12 protein-coding genes and 1 other RNA gene are annotated in these 18012 nt (G+C 69.1%); 3 read left to right on the top strand and 10 right to left on the bottom strand.

Features of this window, described 5'->3' with window-relative positions; all coding sequences use genetic code 11:
- Positions 1 to 16: 16 nt before the first annotated feature.
- The 7 genes from tsaC to rnpB all read right to left on the bottom strand — a co-directional run bounded on the left by tsaC (position 17) and on the right by rnpB (position 6549).
- The gene (gene tsaC, locus C8E02_RS15765) at positions 17 to 589 is read right to left on the bottom strand and encodes an L-threonylcarbamoyladenylate synthase type 1 TsaC (RefSeq protein ID WP_211329268.1); all 573 of its coding nucleotides are present in this window, start codon (positions 587 to 589) and stop codon (positions 17 to 19) included.
- A gap of 59 nt (positions 590 to 648) precedes the next feature.
- Positions 649 to 1374: a substrate-binding periplasmic protein gene (locus C8E02_RS15760; RefSeq protein WP_120812361.1), complete on the bottom strand. Its 726-nt coding sequence runs from the start codon at positions 1372 to 1374 to the stop codon at positions 649 to 651.
- 130 nt (positions 1375 to 1504) lie between these two features.
- A complete protein-coding gene (gene purD, locus C8E02_RS15755) occupies positions 1505 to 2782 on the bottom strand; it encodes a phosphoribosylamine--glycine ligase (RefSeq protein ID WP_120812359.1) in 1278 nt (425 codons plus the stop codon).
- Between the two features lie 73 nt (positions 2783 to 2855).
- Positions 2856 to 4433: a bifunctional phosphoribosylaminoimidazolecarboxamide formyltransferase/IMP cyclohydrolase gene (gene purH / locus C8E02_RS15750; protein WP_047968347.1), complete on the bottom strand. Its 1578-nt coding sequence runs from the start codon at positions 4431 to 4433 to the stop codon at positions 2856 to 2858.
- A gap of 184 nt (positions 4434 to 4617) precedes the next feature.
- Positions 4618 to 4857 carry a DNA-binding transcriptional regulator Fis gene (gene fis, locus C8E02_RS15745; RefSeq protein ID WP_047968348.1) on the bottom strand — a complete coding sequence of 80 codons (240 nt, stop codon included), beginning with the start codon at positions 4855 to 4857 and terminating at the stop codon, positions 4618 to 4620.
- 23 nt (positions 4858 to 4880) lie between these two features.
- Complete coding sequence (gene dusB, locus C8E02_RS15740; RefSeq protein WP_047968349.1) at positions 4881 to 5921, bottom strand: tRNA dihydrouridine synthase DusB; 1041 nt, start codon at positions 5919 to 5921, stop codon at positions 4881 to 4883.
- Between the two features lie 178 nt (positions 5922 to 6099).
- Positions 6100 to 6549, bottom strand: an RNA gene (gene rnpB / locus C8E02_RS15735) — RNase P RNA component class A.
- Between the two features lie 112 nt (positions 6550 to 6661).
- Here rnpB and C8E02_RS15730 point away from each other — a divergent pair.
- On the top strand, positions 6662 to 9790 hold the full coding sequence (locus tag C8E02_RS15730) for an EAL domain-containing protein (protein ID WP_120812356.1): 3129 nt from the start codon (positions 6662 to 6664) through the stop codon (positions 9788 to 9790).
- A gap of 157 nt (positions 9791 to 9947) precedes the next feature.
- On the opposite strand, the gene C8E02_RS15725 is transcribed toward C8E02_RS15730, so the two are convergent.
- Positions 9948 to 13685: a translocation/assembly module TamB domain-containing protein gene (locus C8E02_RS15725; RefSeq protein ID WP_120812353.1), complete on the bottom strand. Its 3738-nt coding sequence runs from the start codon at positions 13683 to 13685 to the stop codon at positions 9948 to 9950.
- 104 nt (positions 13686 to 13789) lie between these two features.
- A complete protein-coding gene (locus C8E02_RS15720; protein WP_120812351.1) occupies positions 13790 to 15505 on the bottom strand; it encodes an autotransporter assembly complex protein TamA in 1716 nt (571 codons plus the stop codon).
- A gap of 173 nt (positions 15506 to 15678) precedes the next feature.
- Between C8E02_RS15720 and C8E02_RS15715 the strand changes: the two genes are divergently transcribed.
- On the top strand, positions 15679 to 16071 hold the full coding sequence (locus C8E02_RS15715) for a VOC family protein (protein ID WP_120812348.1): 393 nt from the start codon (positions 15679 to 15681) through the stop codon (positions 16069 to 16071).
- Here C8E02_RS15715 and C8E02_RS15710 read toward each other — a convergent pair.
- Positions 16068 to 16916: a DMT family transporter gene (locus C8E02_RS15710; protein WP_245961177.1), complete on the bottom strand. Its 849-nt coding sequence runs from the start codon at positions 16914 to 16916 to the stop codon at positions 16068 to 16070. The two genes, C8E02_RS15715 and C8E02_RS15710, sit on opposite strands and share 4 nt — an antisense overlap.
- A 224-nt stretch (positions 16917 to 17140) precedes the next feature.
- Between C8E02_RS15710 and C8E02_RS15705 the strand changes: the two genes are divergently transcribed.
- On the top strand, positions 17141 to 17911 hold the full coding sequence (locus C8E02_RS15705; RefSeq protein ID WP_120812346.1) for a class I SAM-dependent methyltransferase: 771 nt from the start codon (positions 17141 to 17143) through the stop codon (positions 17909 to 17911).
- Positions 17912 to 18012: the final 101 nt, after the last annotated feature.

The following is an 18012-nucleotide window of genomic DNA, read 5'->3' as shown; positions in this document are numbered from 1 at the left end:
GCTCCTGGGTTGGCGGTCAGCGCAGTACGCGACCGGTATCGAGATCGATGATGGTGGAAGGCTTGCGCCGCTTGCCGATGCGGCCCTGCAGCGTCAGCACCCGCGCGCCGAAGGCCTGGCGGCAGCCGCGCGCCGTCTTCAGCGAGCGCTGGCCGGCGCGGTTGGCCGAGGTCGACACGATGGCGTGGCCCAGCGCCAGGCACAGCGCCGCCGCCTCGCCGTGGGCGGTGATGCGCACCGCGATCTTGTCGTGGCGACCGCGCAGCAGTGCCGGCACCCGCGGCGCGGCCGGCAGCAAAAAGGTGTACGGCCCCGGCCAGTAGCGGTTGACGACGGCCAGCTGCGCCGGCGTCAGCGGCCGGATCAGCGGCCGCAGCTGCTCAAGGTTGGCCGCAATCACGATCAGGCCCTTGTGGTTGGGGCGCGCCTTGATCGCCAGCAGGCGGCGGATGGCGCGCACGTCGAACGGATCGCAGCCCAGCCCGAAACAGGACTCGGTGGCGTAGGCGATCACGCCACCCTGCTGCAGGTGGCCGCGCGCGGCACGCTGTTGCCCGTGGCGGGGCAGACGGGGAAATTGACGGTTCACGTAATGGCAGGTCGCAAGGTGATGACCGGACAGACCGCACACGGCGCGGCGGGTTCCGTTCAGTCGTTCAGGTAACGGGCGTTGATTCTAGCCACTGTGCCGTCTTTGTGCATCCCTCGCAGGTGCTCGTTGAGCAGCCGCACCGTGCCGTCCGCCATCATCTGGTTGCAGGCGAGGTAGAGAAAGGTGGTGTTGAAGGTCAGCAGCGGGCGCAGCCTGGTGGCCTTTTCGCGCGCCACCAGCGCGGCGCCGAGATACTTGCCGGTCGCCCACAGGTCGATGCGGCCGGCCTGCAGCTTGCGCAGGTTCTGCACGTCGTTGGACGCCAGATCGACCTCGAAGCCGCGGCTGATCAGGTACTGCGCCACCGCGTCGCCGGAATAGCCGCCCAGCCGGTAGCGCCGCGCCGCCTCCAGATTGCTCAGCTCCTGCGGCCCGTCGTCGCGGCCGTACAGCACCCACGGGTTTTCCACCACCGGGCCGATCCACTGCAGCTGGTGCTCGCGCTGCTCGGTGCGGGTGGTGGAGTAGACGCAGGTGTTCGGCTCCAGCACCGCGCTGTTGTAGGCGCGCACCCACGGCAGCAGCTCGATGCGGTAGCCGATGCCGGCGCGGCGCAGGATCTCGCGCACGATGTCGCTGGACAGGCCGCCGATCCGGCCGTCCGCCAGCTGCATGTTGAACGGCGGGTAGTCTTCGGTCAGCAGCCGCAGCTGCAGCGGCTCGGCGGCGTGCAGGGGCAACGCCAGGCAACACAGCAGGCCAACGCGACGCAGGAAGTTCATGGCATACCCTTTCTTGCCAACGCTTACTGCAGTGTAGACCGCGCGCGCGGCCCGCTGCCGCAAGCTTTGCCGCGGTAGCCACCATGAAAAACGGCACCCGAAGGTGCCGTTGCCTGCCTGCCGTCACGCCTTACTTGGCGCGGTTCAGTGCGCGGTTGCCGATGTCGCGGCGCAGCTGCTTGCCGGCGAACTGGATCTGGTCGGCGACCGCGTACGCCTTCTGCTGTGCCACGCGCACGCTGTCGCCGAGGCCAACCACGCACAGTACGCGGCCGCCGCTGGTAACCAGCTGGCCGGCGTCGTTGACGCTGCTGCCGGCGTGGAAGGTGAAGGTGTCGTCGGTGGCGGCCGGGATGGCGCTGATCACGTCACCCTTGCGCGGCGCGTCCGGGTAGCCGGCGGCAGCCAGCACCACGCCCATCGCCACGCGGCGGTCCCACTCCGCTTCCACCTTGTCGAGGGTGCCGTTGATGCCGGCCTCCAGCAACACGGTGAAGTCGGATTTCAGGCGCGCCATGATCGGCTGCGTTTCCGGATCGCCGAAGCGGCAGTTGAACTCGATGGTGTACGGGTTGCCCTGCTTGTCGATCATCAGCCCGGCGTACAGGAAGCCGGTATAGCTGTGACCGTCGGCCTTCATGCCGCGCACCGTCGGCAGGATGATGTCGCGCATCGCGCGGTGGTGCACTTCCGGCGTCACCACCGGTGCCGGGCTGTAGGCGCCCATGCCGCCGGTGTTGGGGCCCATGTCGCCGTCGAGCAGGCGCTTGTGGTCCTGGCTGGTGGCCATCGCCAGCACGTTGTCGCCGTCGACCATCACGATGAAGCTGGCTTCCTCGCCTTCGAGGAAGTCCTCGATCACCACGCGCGAGCCGGCGTCACCCATCTTGTTGCCCAGCAGCATGTCGTCGATCGCGGCGTGCGCCTCGTCCAGCGTCATCGCCACCACCACGCCCTTGCCGGCGGCCAAGCCGTCGGCCTTGATCACGATCGGCGCACCCTTGCGGGCAACGTAGTCGTGGGCGGCAGCGGCATCGCTGAAGGTTTCGTAGCCGGCGGTCGGAATGCCGTGGCGCTGCATGAACGCCTTGGCGAAGTCCTTGGAGCTTTCCAGCTGCGCGCAGTACTGCGTCGGGCCGAAGATCTTCAGGCCGGCGGCGCGGAAGGCGTCGACCACGCCGGCGGCCAGCGGCGCTTCCGGGCCGACCACGGTCAGTTCGATCTGCTCGTGCTTTACAAACTCGATCAGCTCGGGAATGGCCGTGATGGCGACATTGCTCAGGTGCGGATCGAGCGCGGTACCGGCGTTACCCGGCGCCACGAATACCTTGGACACGCGCGGCGATTGCGCCACACGCCAGGCCAGCGCGTGTTCGCGGCCGCCGGAACCGATAACGAGTACTTTCATGACTCAGCTTCCTTGAGGTCGGGTCTGCCACGGTTGGCCGCAGGCTGCGGCCAACCTTTGCAACGATTGAAGATTAGTGGCGGAAGTGACGCACGCCGGTCAGCACCATGGCGATGCCGTGCTCGTCGGCGGCGGCGAACACCTCGTCGTCACGCATCGAGCCGCCCGGCTGGATGATGGCCTTGATGCCCTGCTCGGCGATCACGTCGATGCCGTCGCGGAACGGGAAGAACGCGTCCGACGAGGCCACGGCACCGATCAGGCTGAGGCCGGCATCCTGCGCCTTGCGCGCGGCGATGCGGGTGGAGTCGACACGGCTCATCTGGCCGGCGCCGATACCGGCGGTCTGGCCGTTCTTGCAGAACACGATCGCGTTGGACTTCACGTACTTGGCGACGCGCCAGGCGAACAGCAGGTCGGCCATTTCCTGTTCGGTCGGCGCACGCTTGGTCACCACGCGCAGCTCGTCCAGGCCGACGTTGCGGATGTCCGGGGTCTGCACCAGCACGCCGCCGCCGACGCGCTTCAGCTCGTAGCGGTTGGCGCCGGCTTCCAGCGGGATCTCCAGCACGCGCACGTTTTTCTTGGCGGCGATGATGGCCTTCGCTTCGTCGGTGAACGCCGGGGCCATCAGCACTTCCAAGAACTGGCCGGTCACCGCTTCAACGGTCTCGGCATCCACCGGACGGTTGAAGGCGATGATGCCGCCGAAGGCGCTGGTGGTGTCGGTGGCGAACGCCAGCTTGTAGGCAGTCAGCGTATCGGCGGCGATGGCCACGCCGCACGGGTTGGCGTGCTTGACGATCACGCAGGCCGGCGCGTCGAAGGTCTTCACCGCTTCCCACGCCGCATCGGCGTCGGCGATGTTGTTGTAGGACAGTTCCTTGCCCTGCAGCTGGCGGTAACCGGCGATGGTGCCGGCGGCCGGATCGAGGTCGCGGTAGAAGGCGGCAGCCTGGTGCGGGTTCTCGCCGTAGCGCATGTCCTGCACCTTGATGAACTGCGCGTTGAGGCGGTTCGGGAACGCCACGCGTTCCGGCACGCCGCTGTCGACGCCTTCGACCAGGCTGGTCAGGTAGTTGGAGATCGCACCGTCGTAGGCGGCGGTGTGGGTGAACGCCTTCTTCGACAGGTTGAGACGGGTCAGCTTGGACAGCTTGCCGCCGTTGGCCGTCATTTCTGCGGCCAAGGTGTCGTAGTCAGCGGCATCGGTGACGATGGCCACGTGCTGCCAGTTTTTCGCAGCGGAGCGCACCATGGTCGGGCCGCCGATGTCGATGTTCTCGATGGCGTCTTCCAGCGGGCAGTCCGGGTTGGCGATGGTGGCTTCGAACGGGTAGAGGTTGACACAGACCAGATCGATGTTGCCGATGCCGTGTTCCTGCATGGTGGCGACGTGCTCCGGCAGGTCGCGACGGCCGAGGATGCCGCCGTGCACTTTCGGGTGCAGGGTCTTGACCCGGCCGTCCAGCATTTCCGGAAAGCCGGTGTAATCCGATACGTCGATCACCGGCACGCCGGCGTCGCGCAGCAGCTTGGAGGTGCCGCCGGTGGAGAGGATTTCGACACCAAAGCCGGCCAGGGCCTGGGCAAATGCCAGTACGCCGGTTTTGTCAGAAACGCTGATCAGCGCACGTTCGATCTTGGTCATGGTTTTCTACCGCCTTCAAAGTAAAACGTGGCAACGGGCACGCCCGCGGCCAACTCAAATCTTGCTGTATACCGGCCGGCGCGCTGGCGCCGGCCGGTGCTGGTGATCCCGTCCCCCGCCCCTGCGCTGCAGGGGAGTTCGTTATCCAAAGAAAAGCCATCCGCGACGGCGGATGGCTTCGGTTTCAAATCAGGTCGTACGATTTCATCTTCTTGCGCAGCGTGTTGCGGTTGAGGCCGAGCAGCTCGGCCGCGCGCGTCTGGTTGCCCTGGGTGTGGTTGAGCACCACCTCCAGCAGCGGTTTTTCCACCCGCGCCAGCACCATGTCATAGATGGCGGCCGGCATCTCGCCGTCCAGGTCGCGGAAGTACTGCTCCATCGCCAGCCTGACGCAATGGGAAATATCGTCGTTATTGTTGTTCATGGTTTGCCGCTTCGTATTGTTGCTTAATCGCCCGCACACGCTGTCGCGTCCTCGTCCTCGTGCGGTCCGGTGGACACGTACTCCAGCCGCTCGGAACTGGCCGCAAGCTGCGCAAAATACTGTGCCACTGCCTGGCGCTGCGTGCTGGTCGATTCCAGCGCGTACATCGCCTGACGGAATTCGTTGCTGCCACGCAGGCCGCGGGTGTACCAGGCGATGTGCTTGCGCGCGATGCGGCAGCCGGAATATTCGCCGTAAAAACGGTACAGCTCGTCGAGGTGGCCCTGCATGATGTCGTCGATCTCGCTGATGCGCGGCGGCAGCAGCGTCTCGCCGGTATCCAGAAAATGCTGGATCTCGCGGAAGATCCACGGCCGCCCCTGTGCGGCGCGGCCGATCATGATCGCGTCGGCGCCAGTCGCATCCAGCACCTGCTTCGCCTTGTGCGGGCTGTCGATGTCGCCGTTGGCGATCACCGGGATAGCCACCGCCTGCTTCACCGCGGCGATGGTGTCGTACTCGGCGGCGCCGCGGTACATGTCCTCGCGCGTGCGCCCGTGCAGCGCCAGCGCGGCGATGCCGGCCTCCTCGGCCATCTTCGCCACCTGCAGCGCGGTCTTCACCTCGCTGCTCCAGCCGGTGCGGGTCTTCAGCGTCACCGGCACGTCCACCGCGCGCACCACCGCGTCGAGGATGCGGCCAACGTTGTCGAGGTCGCGCAGCAGCGCAGAGCCGGCGGCGACATTGCACACCTTCTTCGCCGGGCAGCCCATGTTGATGTCGATGATCTGCGCGCCGCGCGCCACGTTCAGCTGCGCCGCCTCGGCCAGCATCGCCGCGTCGCCGCCGGCGATCTGCACCACGATGGGCTCGACTTCGCCGCTGTGGTCGGCGCGCAGCAGGGTTTTCTTGGTGGTCCACAACGCCTTGTTGGCGGTGATCATCTCCGACACCGCCATGCCGGCGCCCAGTCTCTTGCACAGCATGCGGAACGGCCGGTCGGTGACACCCGCCATGGGGGCAACGATCAGCTGGTTCTTGAGCGTGTAAGGGCCGATTTGCATTGCAAAAGAAAGACATGGAGGGCGAAAGGGCGGCCATTGTACTGCCTTTTGCGCAGGCGGTAAAAACCTTTTTGCTTATTTTTTAAGCTAAAACAACGCCGGCTGCTGCGTGGCCCTGGCCGCTGGCGGCCGCCTGCATGACAAGTGAAAAACGGGGGATGTTGCGGAAGGGATGGGGGTGGGAAGTCGGTCGATAAGCCGGGTTTTGTCGTTGGACAGTCATTCCTCTAGTCTTGCCGTTACCGACAAGCTCAAGCAACCTACCCGGGTACAGCGCGGGCCACGCCAATGTACCCCTATTTGGTCTTGCTCCGGATGGGGTTTAGCCTGCCGTCCGTATCGCTACGTCCGCGGTGCGCTCTTACCGCACCTTTTCACCCTTGCCTGTGCCGCTGTCAGCGGGCTGGCGAACCAGCACTAACGCAAAACGTACGCTGCACGCAGCGCGTATTCTGCCCTGAACAGTACGATGCGCACCCTTGCGGGTGACACATCCGGCCATCGGCGGTTCAGCTCTCTGTTCCACTTTCCGTCGCCTCACGACGCCTGGCCGTTAGCCAGCATCCTGCCCTTTGGAGCCCGGACTTTCCTCCCCGTGCAAGCACGCGGCGACTGCCTGGCCGACTTCCCGGCGCGGATTGTAGCGCAAAGCGCTGCCCGGCACTGACAATTATCAATCCGCCGCCGCGAGCGGCTCCCTATACTGTTCCTCCCCCCCACCACCCCCGCCACCCGCTTCCATGACAGATCACCACAAACTTGCGCGATTACAACTAAGCGGCATGCTGGGGCTGGTGCTGATGGTGGTGGTACTGCTGGCCAGCTACTTTTTCTACCAGCAGTGGCGCGACTACCGCGACGGCAGCTCGGTGGTGGCGGAAGAGGCGCGGCTGCGCGGCCAGACCTTCCTCAAGGCCTACGGCGACCACGCCAGCAACTCGCTGGAGACGCTGTACTCGCAGACGCAGGACATCCTGCGCCAGCGCCTGCGCGAGCAGGTCGACCAGGCCTATGTGCTGGCCGACAGCCTGTACCGCCGCCATCACCGCCGCTTGAGCGACGCGGCGCTGCAACGCGAGATCGTGGAGAGCCTGCGCCCGCTGCGCTACTTCGGCGGCCGCGGCTACTACTTCATCGACACCCTCGACGGCGACTGCGTGCTGCTGCCGACCAGCCCGCAGCGCGAAGGCCGCAACCTGCTCGACAACCAGGACGACCAGGGCGCCTACATCATGCGCAAGCTGCTCCTGTCGGTGGACAATCCCGCCGGCAGCGGCTTTGCCAGCTATCGCTGGTATCGCCCCGGCGAGACGTTCATGTCGGAAAAGATCGCCTACTCGCGCCGCTTCGAGCCGTTCGGCTGGCTGATCGGCGGCGGCGAGTACGTGCTGAACGTGGAAGAAGACCTGCAGCAGCAGGCGCTGCAGACGCTGGCGCAGATGCCGGTCGGCGAGCGCGGCTTCTTCGCCGTCATCGACCAGCACGGCCGCCTGCGCCAGCTGCCGGGCCAGCGCGGCTTCACCCTGCCCGCCGCGCTGCAGCAGCAGCTGGCGGCCACGCCGTCGCAGTATTTCGTCAGCTTCAGCCATCCCGCCGCCGCCGGCAGCCAGCGCTACAGCGCCTACGTGGCGCTGGTGCCGTCGTGGCAGTGGCGGGTGGTCAGCATCATCCCCGAGCGCGAGCTGACGCTGTCCGGCGCCGCACAGGCGCAGGCGCTGGGCGAGAAGACGCGCAACCGGGTGCTGACCACGCTGCTGATCCTGACGCTGGCGGTGTGCCTGGCGTGGCTGTTCTCGGTGCACTTCAGCCGCTGGCTGGGGGCGCTGATCGCGCAGTACCAGCAGCGGCTGCAGGCGTCGCAGCGGCAGGTGGAGGACAAGGCGCGCGAGATCGAGCTGACGCGCTACATGAGCGACAGCGCCGCCGACGCCATCGTGCTGCTCAACGCGCAGGGCCGCGTGGTGTACCACAACGAGGCGGCCAAGCGCTGCTTCTGCGACGGCAACGAGCACCGCATGCCGGAGCTGTTCGAGGAGCGCTTCAGCGGCGGCCAGCACCACTACGTGCGCAGCGTGCGCTGCTGCAGCGGCGAGATGACGCTGGAGATCAGCCTCACCGGCCTCAGCTACCAGGGCGAGTACTACCGCTGCGCCACCGCGCGCGACATCAGCGCCCGCGTCAGCCACGAACGGCAGCAAAGGTTGGCCGCAACGGTGTTCGAGGCCAGCTCGGAGGCGATCCTGATCACCGACGCCGACAGCCGCATCATCGCCGTCAACCGCGCCTTCAGTGACATCACCGGCTACAGCGAGGCCCAGGCGCTGGGCAACACCCCGGCGCTGCTGGGCTCCGGCCGCCACGACGCCGCCTTCTACCGCGACATGTGGAACCACCTGCACGCGCGCGGCTACTGGAGCGGCGAGATCTGGAACCGGCGCCAGAACGGCGAAATCTACCCGGAGTGGCTGACCATCAACCAGGTGCGCAATGGCGACGGCAGCATCAGCCACTACGTGGCGCTGTTCTCCGACATCAGCGAGCGCAAGGCCACCGAGGCGCGGGTGCAGCACCTCGCCGAGTACGACTTCCTCACCAACCTGCCCAACCGCCTGCTGCTGCACGACCGCCTGCAGCAGTCGCTGCACCTGGCCGAGCGCAAGCAGCACGCGGTGGCGGTGCTGTTCATGGATCTCGACCGCTTCAAGAACGTCAACGACACCCTCGGCCACGACGCCGGCGACGAGCTGCTGCGCCAGGTCGCCAGCCGCACCCGGCACATGCTGCGCGAGATGGACACCGTCGGCCGCACCGGCGGCGACGAGTTCGTCATCATCCTGCCGGAGCTGTCCGGCAGCGCGCAGGCCGGCATGGTCGCCGAGCGCGTGCTGCAGGTGCTGGAGGCGCCGTTCACCCTGCGCGGCCACACGCTGGTGATCAGCGCCAGCATCGGCATCGCGGTGTCGCCGGCCGACGGCAGCAGCCCGGAAGTGCTGCTCAAGAATGCCGACATGGCGATGTACCAGGCCAAGGCCAGCGGCCGCAACGCGTTCCGCTTCTTCACCGCCAGCATGACCGCCGAGGTCAGCGAGCGGCTGCTGCTGGAAAACCAGCTGCGCCTGGCGATGGCGCAGCAGCAGTTCTATCTGGAGCTGCAGCCGAAGTACCACATCGCCAGCCGCCGTCTCAACGGCTTCGAGGCCTTGCTGCGCTGGCGCCAGGCGGACGGCAGCCTGGTGTCGCCGGCGCGCTTCATCCCGGTGGCCGAGGATTCCGGCGTGATCACCGAGCTGGGGCTGTGGGTGCTGGAACAGGCCTGCCGCACCGCGACGGAGTGGGTGCGCCACGGCCGGCAGCTGACCATCGCCGTCAACGTCTCGGCGCGGCAGCTGACCCACGGCGACTTCTGCGCCGAGGTGGCGCGGGTGCTGCGCGACAGCGGCCTGCCGCCGGCGCTGCTGGAACTGGAAGTGACCGAGGGCACGCTGATCGACTATAGCGGCCCGGTGCGGCAGCAGCTGGCCGGCATCAAGGCGCTGGGGGTGCGGCTGGCGGTGGACGATTTCGGCACCGGCTACTCCAGCCTTGCCTACCTGAAGAACTTCGCGCCGGACACGGTGAAGATCGACCGCTCCTTCGTCAGCGAGCTGCAGCACAACCGCGACAACGCCGCCATCGTCTCCGCCATCATCACCCTGGCGCGCAATCTGGACATGGAGTCGCTGGCCGAAGGCGTGGAGACCGAGGCCGAGCTGGCGGCGCTGCAGGCGCTGGGCTGCGACACGGTGCAGGGCTTCCTCACCGGCCGGCCGCTGGCGGTCAACGACGCGCTGGCGCTGTGCCGGCTGCAGGCACCGGCCGACGCGGTCTGACGCCTCGGAACCGGTTCAAGGTGTCGCACACTCACGCAAGACAAGGCAAAAACGCCGCAGGAAGCGGCGTTTCGCTGGCGACGAAGCAGCAGGCCGCAGGCGTTTTAGCGCCGCATCGCGCCATTGCGCTCCCTTGCCGCCGGCACTGCACCGCGGCTCAGTCGAAGCGGCGGGTGTAGCGCAATTCCGACGACGCGTCGCGGCCGGCGCGGCCGATCAGCGACAGCGTGCGCGACAGCTGGTAGCTGACCTTCAGCGCCTGCTCGGCGCTGCGCAGCCCGTACTCGTAGCCGACATACAGCTCGCGCGTCAGCTGCTTGCCCAGCGTCACCACCTGCTCCGCCGGGCTGACCACACCGGCGCTGCTGGTGCTTTCCGCCCGCGACTGCACGCCGATGTCGTCGAACAGCCCGACCTGGTCGTTGATCAGGCCGGCGAGCAGGCCGCCGGCGGCGGCACCGGCACCACCGGTGTTGTCGCCGACTGCGGCGGCACGGCCCAGCACCAGCCACGACAGCTTGTCCTTTTCCGACATCGCCTCGTCCGCCACCAGCTTCACCGTCGGCGTCAACAGCGCGCCGCGCACCTCGACCCCGGCGCCGACCGGCGAGAAGCGGCGCGTGGTGCGCAGGTCCAGCGCCGGGTTGTCCAGCGGCCCGCTGAAGGTGATCAGGCCGCGGGTGATGTCCAGATCCTGGCCGTAGGCCTTGAAGCGCCCCTTGTCGACGCGGATCTGGCCGCGCGCCTGCAGCGTGCCGCCCTGCTCTGCCAGCAGCCGCACCTCGCCGCCCAGCCACGCCTCCAGCCCGTTGCCGCCGAAGCGCAGCTTGTCGCCGAGCGCGATGCGCAGGTCCAGCGCCAGCGGCCAGCGGTTGCCGGCGTCGTCGACCACCTCGCGCCCCAGCACCACCACGTCGTCGGACAGCCGCGGCCCGCCCAGTTTCGGGATGTCGATACGGCCCTCGTCGACGCTGAGGTTGCCGCTCAGCGTCACCACCCGCTGCCGCACCTCGACGCGGCTGCGCCCGGACAACAGCAGGCGCCGCCCCGGCCGCTCCAGCGCGGCGAAGCGCTTGAAGTCGAGCAGCAGCAACACGTCCGGCGTCTGCTGGAACAGGTCGATGCGGCCGCTGCCGGTCAGCTCGCCCTGCTTGCCGAAGCGCAGGCTGTCGATCAGCAGCTGCTGGCCGGCCAGTCGCGCCTGCAGCTGGCCCTGCTCCAGGCGGATGCCGTTGCGGCGCTCGATAAAGCGCAGGTCGTGGCCCAGCAGCGGCCCGTCCAGCGTCGGCGACGACAGCGTGCCGCCCAGCTGCAGCGTGGCGTCGAGGCTGCCGGACAATTCCATGCCCGCCTTCAGCCACGGCTGTGCCAGCGCCAGCGACGGCACCTGCAGCCGCACGCTGCCGGTCAGCGCCGCGTTGGCGACACTGCCGCCGTTGCCCCACAGCACGCTGCCGTCGGCGGCGAGCTTGCCAAAACGGCTATCCAGCGCCAGCGCCAGCGGCCCGCGTTCGCCGAGGCCGACACTCAGCGTCGCCCGGCTCAGCCCCAGCGCCTGCTCGCCGGCCGGGGCCGGCAGCCAGACATCGCCCTGCGTACGCTGCAGCTGCACGCTGCCTTGCGGCCAACCTTGCGCGCCGTTCAATTGCCAGCCGGCGTCGAACACCAGCGTCTGGCGCAAGGGCGGCGTGAACCACGGCGCCAGCGCCGACAGCGCCAATCCCTGCACCCGGCCCTCGCTGCGCCAGCCGCCGCCACGCTGCCAGCTGCTCTCGCCCAGTTGCCACTGCGCGCCCAGCGCCTGCCAGCGGCTGGCCGCCAGCGAAACGTTGGCCGCCCCCGCGCGCAGCGCCACCGGCTGCTGCAGGCGCAGCGGCAGCCAGCCGCTGCCCTCCAGCTGCTGCAGCGTACCGCGCCAGTTGCTGCTGCCGCGCTCGAAACCACCGCTCAGCTGCAGTGCCAGCTGCTGTTCATGCTGTTGCAGGCGACCGTCGGCGCTCAGCTGCAGCCGGTGCGCCAGACGGCTGCCGTCGGCCTGCAGGCTCAGCCGCGCCAGCTGCCTGTCGCCCAGCGTCAGCGTGCGGCCGTCGAGGCGGATACGGAACGGGCTGTCGTCGGCGATGCCACTCTCGCCCTGCAGGCTGAGGCTGGCCACCGCCAGCGCCCCCGGCAGGCGCAGGTTGCTGGCCTGCAGGTCGGCACGCACCTGTGGCCGCGCCGGCACCCCGCCCAGATCCAGCTCGCCGCGCACCCGCCCGGAGAACGCCGGGCCGAGCAGGCCCAGCTGCGGCGCGTCGAGCAGCATCTGCAGCCGGTCGCCGGGTTTGCCGTAGCTGCCGGCAAGACGCAGGCTGTTGCCGCCCAGTTGCAGGCGGCCCTGCAGCGTGCGCAGCCGCTGCGCCTGCCAGCTGGCCTGCAGCCGGCCGGACAAGGGCGCGCCGGACAACGTGCCCGGCGTCAGCTGCAACTGCAGCTCGCCCTGCGGCGCCTGCGCCAGCCGTACCCTGGCGCTGAAATTGCCGTTGATATTGCCCACCGGCAGCTGCGGCGACAGCGCCGCCGGGTTCAGCGCCTGCAGCTTGCCGCGCGCGTCCAGCTGCGGCACCGCGCCCAGCGCCAGCCTGCCGTCCAGCAGCAGCCGGCCGGCGCCGGTGCCCAGCTGCAGCTGTTGCAATTGCCACTGCTGCGGCGCCGGCAGCGCCAGTCCGCCGCGCAACGACAGCTTGCCGCTGGCCAGCGCCAGGGCCAGCCGCGGCGCGCGCGGGCTGCCGGACACGCGGATGTCGCCGCCGATGCGGTGCGACGGTAAGTTGGCCAGCAGCGCCTGGCTGTGGATGCCGTCCAGCCGCAACGCCAGTGCCAGCGCGCTGGCGCTGACGCGGCCGTTGAGGGTGGCGCGGCCCTCGGCCAGCTCCGCCACCAGATTGTTCAGCAGCAGGGTGTCGTCTCGGATCTGGAACGGGCCGTACAGCAGCGACAGCGGCAGCCGCTGCGCGCTGAGCGCGCCGGGCTGGTAGTTGATCAGCGACACGCCGCCGTCGAGCACGCCGCCCGCCCCCGGCGCCAGCTGCAGCGCGAGACCCAGCCGTGCCTGCGGCCAACCCGGCTGCAAGGCCTGAGGGTTGATGCCGCCGACGCGTACGTCCAGCTGCTGCAGGCGCTGCAAGGCCTGCGGCGCGAACGGCCGCAGCCGTGCGCTCAGCTGGGCCGACAGGCCCAGCGCGCTGACGGTGCCGCTGACACGCGGCGCCAGCAGCGACTGCTGCAGTGTCAGCACGCCGCGGCTGGCGACGCCTTCCAGCTGGCCGTCGTATTCCAGCCGCCCGCCGAGCGCGAACGGGGCGCTGCTGCCCAGCGCCACGCTGGCGTACATCCGCCCCCAGCGGCTGTCCAGCCGGCGCAACACCAGCGCGTGCTGCTGTTGCTGGTAGTAGTAGCCGGCGTCGAGCGCGTTCAGCAGCGGCGGCGCGTCGCCCAGCTGCAGCGCGTCCAGGCGCAGACTGTCGATGGCGACGTCCAGCGGCAGGCGCAGGTGGGCCGGCAGCTGCGGCGGGCTGCCGTCGGACGGCTTGCTGCTGTGATAGCGCAGCACGCCGAGGTGCAATTGTTCGATCTGCAACTGGCGCTGCCACAGCCGCTGCGGCGACCACGCCAGCTGCAGCCGGCTCAGCGCCAGCTGCTGTTGCGGCGTCTGCCAGCGGAGGTCTTCCAGCACGAAGCCGCGCCACAGCGTGCCGTGGCTGCGGCCAACCTTGAGCTGGCCGCCACTGGCGCGCTCCAGCAGCGGCCACAGGCTGGCGAAGCCGGCCGGCGTGGCGGTGAACCACGCCAGCGCGCCACCGACCCCGAGCAACAGCAGCAGGCTCAGCAACAGCAGCCAGCGCAGCCACCGCATGCGGCGACGCGGCGCAGGTGGTTCAGGGTTCTCTGGCGCCGCCGCCGATGGCAGGGACGGAGGCCGCAGGGATGACGACGGCAGCAGGTCTTCGGTGTGCGCCATCAGAAGGCCAGCCCCAGGTTGAGGTTCCAGCGCCAGCGCTGGTCGCGCGCGCCATAGGCGATGTCGAAGGCCAGCGGCGCCAGCGGACTGAGCCAGCGCACGCCGACCCCCTGCGCCCGCGCTAGGCGCCAGCTCTGCCAGCTGTCAGCGGCGTCACCGCCGTCGACGAACGCCGCCAGCCGCCACGCCGGCGTCAGCGGGTACTGGTATTCCAGCGTCGCGGTCGCCAGCACGCGGCCGCCGGTGATCGCGCCGCTGTCGGGGCTGACGATGCCGAGGCTCTGGTAGTCGTAGCCGCGCACGCTGCCGACGCCGCCGGCCTTGAACAGGCGCGACGCCGGCACCTGCAGCGCGTCGTCGGCCCACACCTGGCCCAGCTCCAGCCGCGTCAGCCAGGTGCCGCGCATGAAGGACGGGCTCCAGTACAGCGCGCCGCGGCCGTAGGCGCGCAGGAAACGGGTGTCCGCCGCCAGCCCGGCGCCGGACAGGTGGCCCTCCAGCAGATAGCCGGAACCGGGGCGCAGCGGGTTGTCCACCGCGCGCTGCGCCCAGCCGTAGGACAGGATCAGCGCCTTGTTGTCGCGGGTGGCCTCGCCCTCGATCTTCTCGCGTTCGATCAGGTATTCCACGCCGAAGCGGGCCTCGATCTCGCCGCGCTGGCGCACGCGGAACAGGCCAAGCTCGGTGGCGTCGGTGATGGTCAGGTTCTGCTCGGCGTGGCGCTGCTGCAGGTTGAGGCTGTGCGCGTAGCCGTCGCTGCCGCGCGCAAAACCGAGGCCGAGATCCAGCTGCTGCCGCGATTTTTTCCAGTCGTAGGCCACCGAGCCGGTGTAGCCGCGGCGCAGCAGGTTGTAGTGTTCGTAACCCAGGCGGGTGCCGGCGCCGTCGCCGGTGCTGTAGTTGAGGCCGACCTCCAGCTTCTGCCGCTGCTGCTCGCTCAGGGTGATGCCCAGCGGCACCGTGTCGTCGTGCAGCTGTTCCCACAGCGGCGCCACCACCACGCCGGTGAAGTGCGGGTCGTTCTCCAGCGCCGCCTGCAACGCCACCAGCGACGGCTGCGAGTACGGCGCGCCGGGCGCGAAATCGGCCATGCTGCTGACAATGCTCGCCGGATAGCGCTGCAGGCCGTCGATGCGGAAGTCGCCGAAGCGGATCAGCGGCCCGCTGTCCACCGTCAGCGTCACCCGCGCCTGGCGGCTGGCCGGGTCGATGCGCACCTGCGCGGCGGTGAGCCTGGCCTGCGGGAAACGGTCGAGCAGGAAGGGGCGCAGCGCCGCCTTCTTGCTGTTGTCCCAGTCGTCCTGGCGGAACACCGCGCCCTCCGGCAGCGCCCAGTCTTCCATCACCTTGGAAAGAAATCGGCTGTAGTCCGCCTGCTGCCGCACCGGTCCCTGCAGCGTGACATCGACCGCGCTGACGATCACCGGCGCGCCGGCGCTGACCTGCACCCGCACCGTGTTGCCGTCGCGGCTGACCTGCACCTCGCTGCCGAAATAGCCCTCGGTCTCCAGCAGTGCGCGCGCCTCGGCCGGCGTGCCGGCCACGATGCTGTCCAGATCCTGCGCCGTCAGCGCCTCATCCTGCTGCAGCGTGTACAGGTCGAGGTTGCCGCGCAGCAGCGCGTCCAGTTCCGACGGCGCCGCCAGCTCGACGCGGTAATCCAGCGCGTGGGCGGTCAGGGGCAGGCAGGCAAGTAACAACAGGACGCGATACATGGGCGGATAGTCAGCAGGTGGGCGGGCAAGCGCCCATGGTAGTGCAGTTGCCGCGCAATGAAAAATGACATTCACACGAGCGGCGCCGTAGATCAGACCGCCGCCGGCGCGCGCCGTTCCCGTCGCGGCCACTGGCACGCATACTGTGCGGCCAACCCTCAACGGAGCCACTCATGGCACAGCACCTCTCCCGCGTCGCACTGCTGGTGCGCGACTACGATACCGCCATTGCCTGGTATGTCGACAAGCTCGGTTTCGAGCTGCTGGAAGACCAGCCGCAGGGACACAAGCGCTGGGTCGTGGTCAGCCCGCGCGGCGCCGGTCACTGCGCACTGGTACTGGCGCAGCCCTCGACGGCGGAGCAGGCAGCATTTATCGGCCACCAGGCCGGCGGCCGCGTATGGCTGTTTCTGGAAAGCGACGACTTCTGGCGCGACTATCACGCGATGCAGGCACGCGGTGTGCACTTCTGCGAGTCCCCTCGCGAGGAGGCCTACGGCACGGTAGTGGTGTTCGAGGACCTCTACGGCAACCGCTGGGACCTGCTGCAGCTGAAATCCGCCTAGGTGCGCGCCGGCCGCGCGCGGATCACCAGCGCGATGCCGCCGAGTATCGCCAGTGCCGCCAGCAGCAGGCGCCAGCCCGGCTGCTCGGCCAGCAGCAGCCAGCCGGCCAGCGCCGTCAGCAGCGGCACGCTCAGCTGCACCGTGGCCGCGCTGCTGGCGCTCAGCCCGCGCAGCGCGCGATACCAGATCGCGTAGCCGAGGCCGGACGCCAGCGCCCCGGACGCCACCGCGTACCCCACCCCGGCCGCCGGCGGCGACAGCGGTGGCGCCTGCCACAGCCACAGCAGCAGCGCCAGGGGCAGCGCACGCAGGAAATTGCCGGCGGTCACCGCGGTAGCATCGCCGGCGCCGCGCCCGAGCAGCGAATACGCACCCCACGCCACACCAGCCAGCAGCATCAGCAACATGCCGCCCAGCGGCGGCGCCGACGCCCCCGGCAACAGCAGCAGCAACAGCCCGCCCAGCGCCGCGACAAAGCCCAGCCACTGGCGGGCGGCCAGCCGTTCGCCCTGCCACCAGCCGCAGGCGATCATGGTCGCCTGCACCGCGCCGAACAGGCACAGCGCGCCGCTGGCAGCCGGCAGGCTGAGATAGGCAAACGAGAACGCGGCGGCGTAGACGAACAGCGCCGCCGCGCCGCGCCAGCTGCCGGCCGCTGGCCACTGCCGCGTTTGCCACACCACCAGCGCCGCCAGCATCAGCGCGCCGGACAGCAGGCGGATCGCGGTGAAACTGGCGGCGTCGATGCCGGTACTGCTCAGCGCCAGCCGGCACAACAGCGAATTGCCGGCAAAGGCCAGCATCGCCAGCCAGGTCAGCCACAGGGTCTGTGCGCGTGCGGTCACGGCGGCTCCTTTAATAGGGATCGGGCAAGAGATCGGGATAGGTCACTGGCGAGCGCCGCCAGCAGTGGGTGCTGCCTACCATAGCCGTTTTTTGCGGCGCCGGCGCGTGCACGGGCCAGAGCCACGGCGGCAGGCAGGTAGCACGGATACCATGATAACTGCTTATCTTGTACCCCTATCCGGCAGCGGTTAAGGTCATGACTCCATCTTGCAGAGCATCCGACATGAGCAGCCATCAGCAGGCCACCCGGCAACAGTTCGATCCGCAGGCGCAAGCCTACCTCACCAGCGCGGTGCACGCCGCCGGCCCCGACCTCGCCGCCGCGCAGCAGCTGGTCGCCGCCCACCTGCCGCGCCACAGCCGCGGCCTGGATGTCGGCTGTGGCGCCGGCCACCTCAGCTTCGCGCTGGCACCGCTACTGGGCGAAGTGGTGGCGCTGGACCCGGCGCCGGCGATGCTGGCCACCGTCGCCGCGGCGGCCACCAGCAACGGTCACGGCAATATCACCACGCAACAGGGCGACGCCGCCGCGCTGCCGTTTGCCGACGCCAGCTTCGATCTGGTCGCCAGCCGCTACAGCGCCCACCACTGGCTAGACCTCGCCGCCGGCGTGCAGGAAATGTGCCGCGTGCTGCGCCCGGGCGGCTACCTGCTGCTGATCGACGTGGAAACCGACGCCGACGCGCTGGTCGACACCCATCTGCAGTGCTGGGAACTGCTGCGCGACCGCTCCCACATCCGCGACCGCTCCGACACGGAATGGCGCCAGCTGCTGGCCGACGCCGGCATCACCCTGCAACAGCAACAGCGCTGGCCACTGCGGCTGGAGTTCGGCAGCTGGGTCAGCCGCATGCGCACGCCGCCGGAAAAAGTCGCCATGCTGCGCCAGTTGCAGCAGGAGGCGCCGCAGGAAGTCGCCAGCGCGCTGCAACTGGAAGCCGACGGCAGCTTCACCACCCGCACCGGGCTGTGGTGGGGCCAGCGCGCCGGCTGAGCGGCCACACGCTGACGTTGGCCGCAAGGCGGTAACGCCTGCGGCCAACCTTGCGGCCTGAGCTGCGGCAGGTGCCCGGCTAAGGTCAGCCCAGTGCGTCA

This window comes from Vogesella indigofera (assembly GCF_003633895.1).
Taxonomy (GTDB): domain Bacteria; phylum Pseudomonadota; class Gammaproteobacteria; order Burkholderiales; family Chromobacteriaceae; genus Vogesella; species Vogesella indigofera.
The sequence above is the reverse complement of the archived record's forward strand: the minus strand, read 5'-3'. Positions and strand labels throughout refer to the sequence as shown.

Excerpts from the sequence above, each read along its gene's own strand:
- C8E02_RS15730 (WP_120812356.1), top strand. The coding sequence starts at position 6,662 with ATGACAGATCACCACAAACTTGCGCGATTACAACTAAGCGGCATGCTG.
- dusB (WP_047968349.1), bottom strand. The coding sequence starts at position 5,921 with ATGCAAATCGGCCCTTACACGCTCAAGAACCAGCTGATCGTTGCCCCC.
- C8E02_RS15705 (WP_120812346.1), top strand. The coding sequence starts at position 17,141 with ATGAGCAGCCATCAGCAGGCCACCCGGCAACAGTTCGATCCGCAGGCG.
- C8E02_RS15720 (WP_120812351.1), bottom strand. The coding sequence starts at position 15,505 with ATGTATCGCGTCCTGTTGTTACTTGCCTGCCTGCCCCTGACCGCCCAC.
- C8E02_RS15725 (WP_120812353.1), bottom strand. The coding sequence starts at position 13,685 with ATGCGGTGGCTGCGCTGGCTGCTGTTGCTGAGCCTGCTGCTGTTGCTC.
- purH (WP_047968347.1), bottom strand. The coding sequence starts at position 4,433 with ATGACCAAGATCGAACGTGCGCTGATCAGCGTTTCTGACAAAACCGGC.
- fis (WP_047968348.1), bottom strand. The coding sequence starts at position 4,857 with ATGAACAACAATAACGACGATATTTCCCATTGCGTCAGGCTGGCGATG.
- purD (WP_120812359.1), bottom strand. The coding sequence starts at position 2,782 with ATGAAAGTACTCGTTATCGGTTCCGGCGGCCGCGAACACGCGCTGGCC.
- C8E02_RS15760 (WP_120812361.1), bottom strand. The coding sequence starts at position 1,374 with ATGAACTTCCTGCGTCGCGTTGGCCTGCTGTGTTGCCTGGCGTTGCCC.
- C8E02_RS15715 (WP_120812348.1), top strand. The coding sequence starts at position 15,679 with ATGGCACAGCACCTCTCCCGCGTCGCACTGCTGGTGCGCGACTACGAT.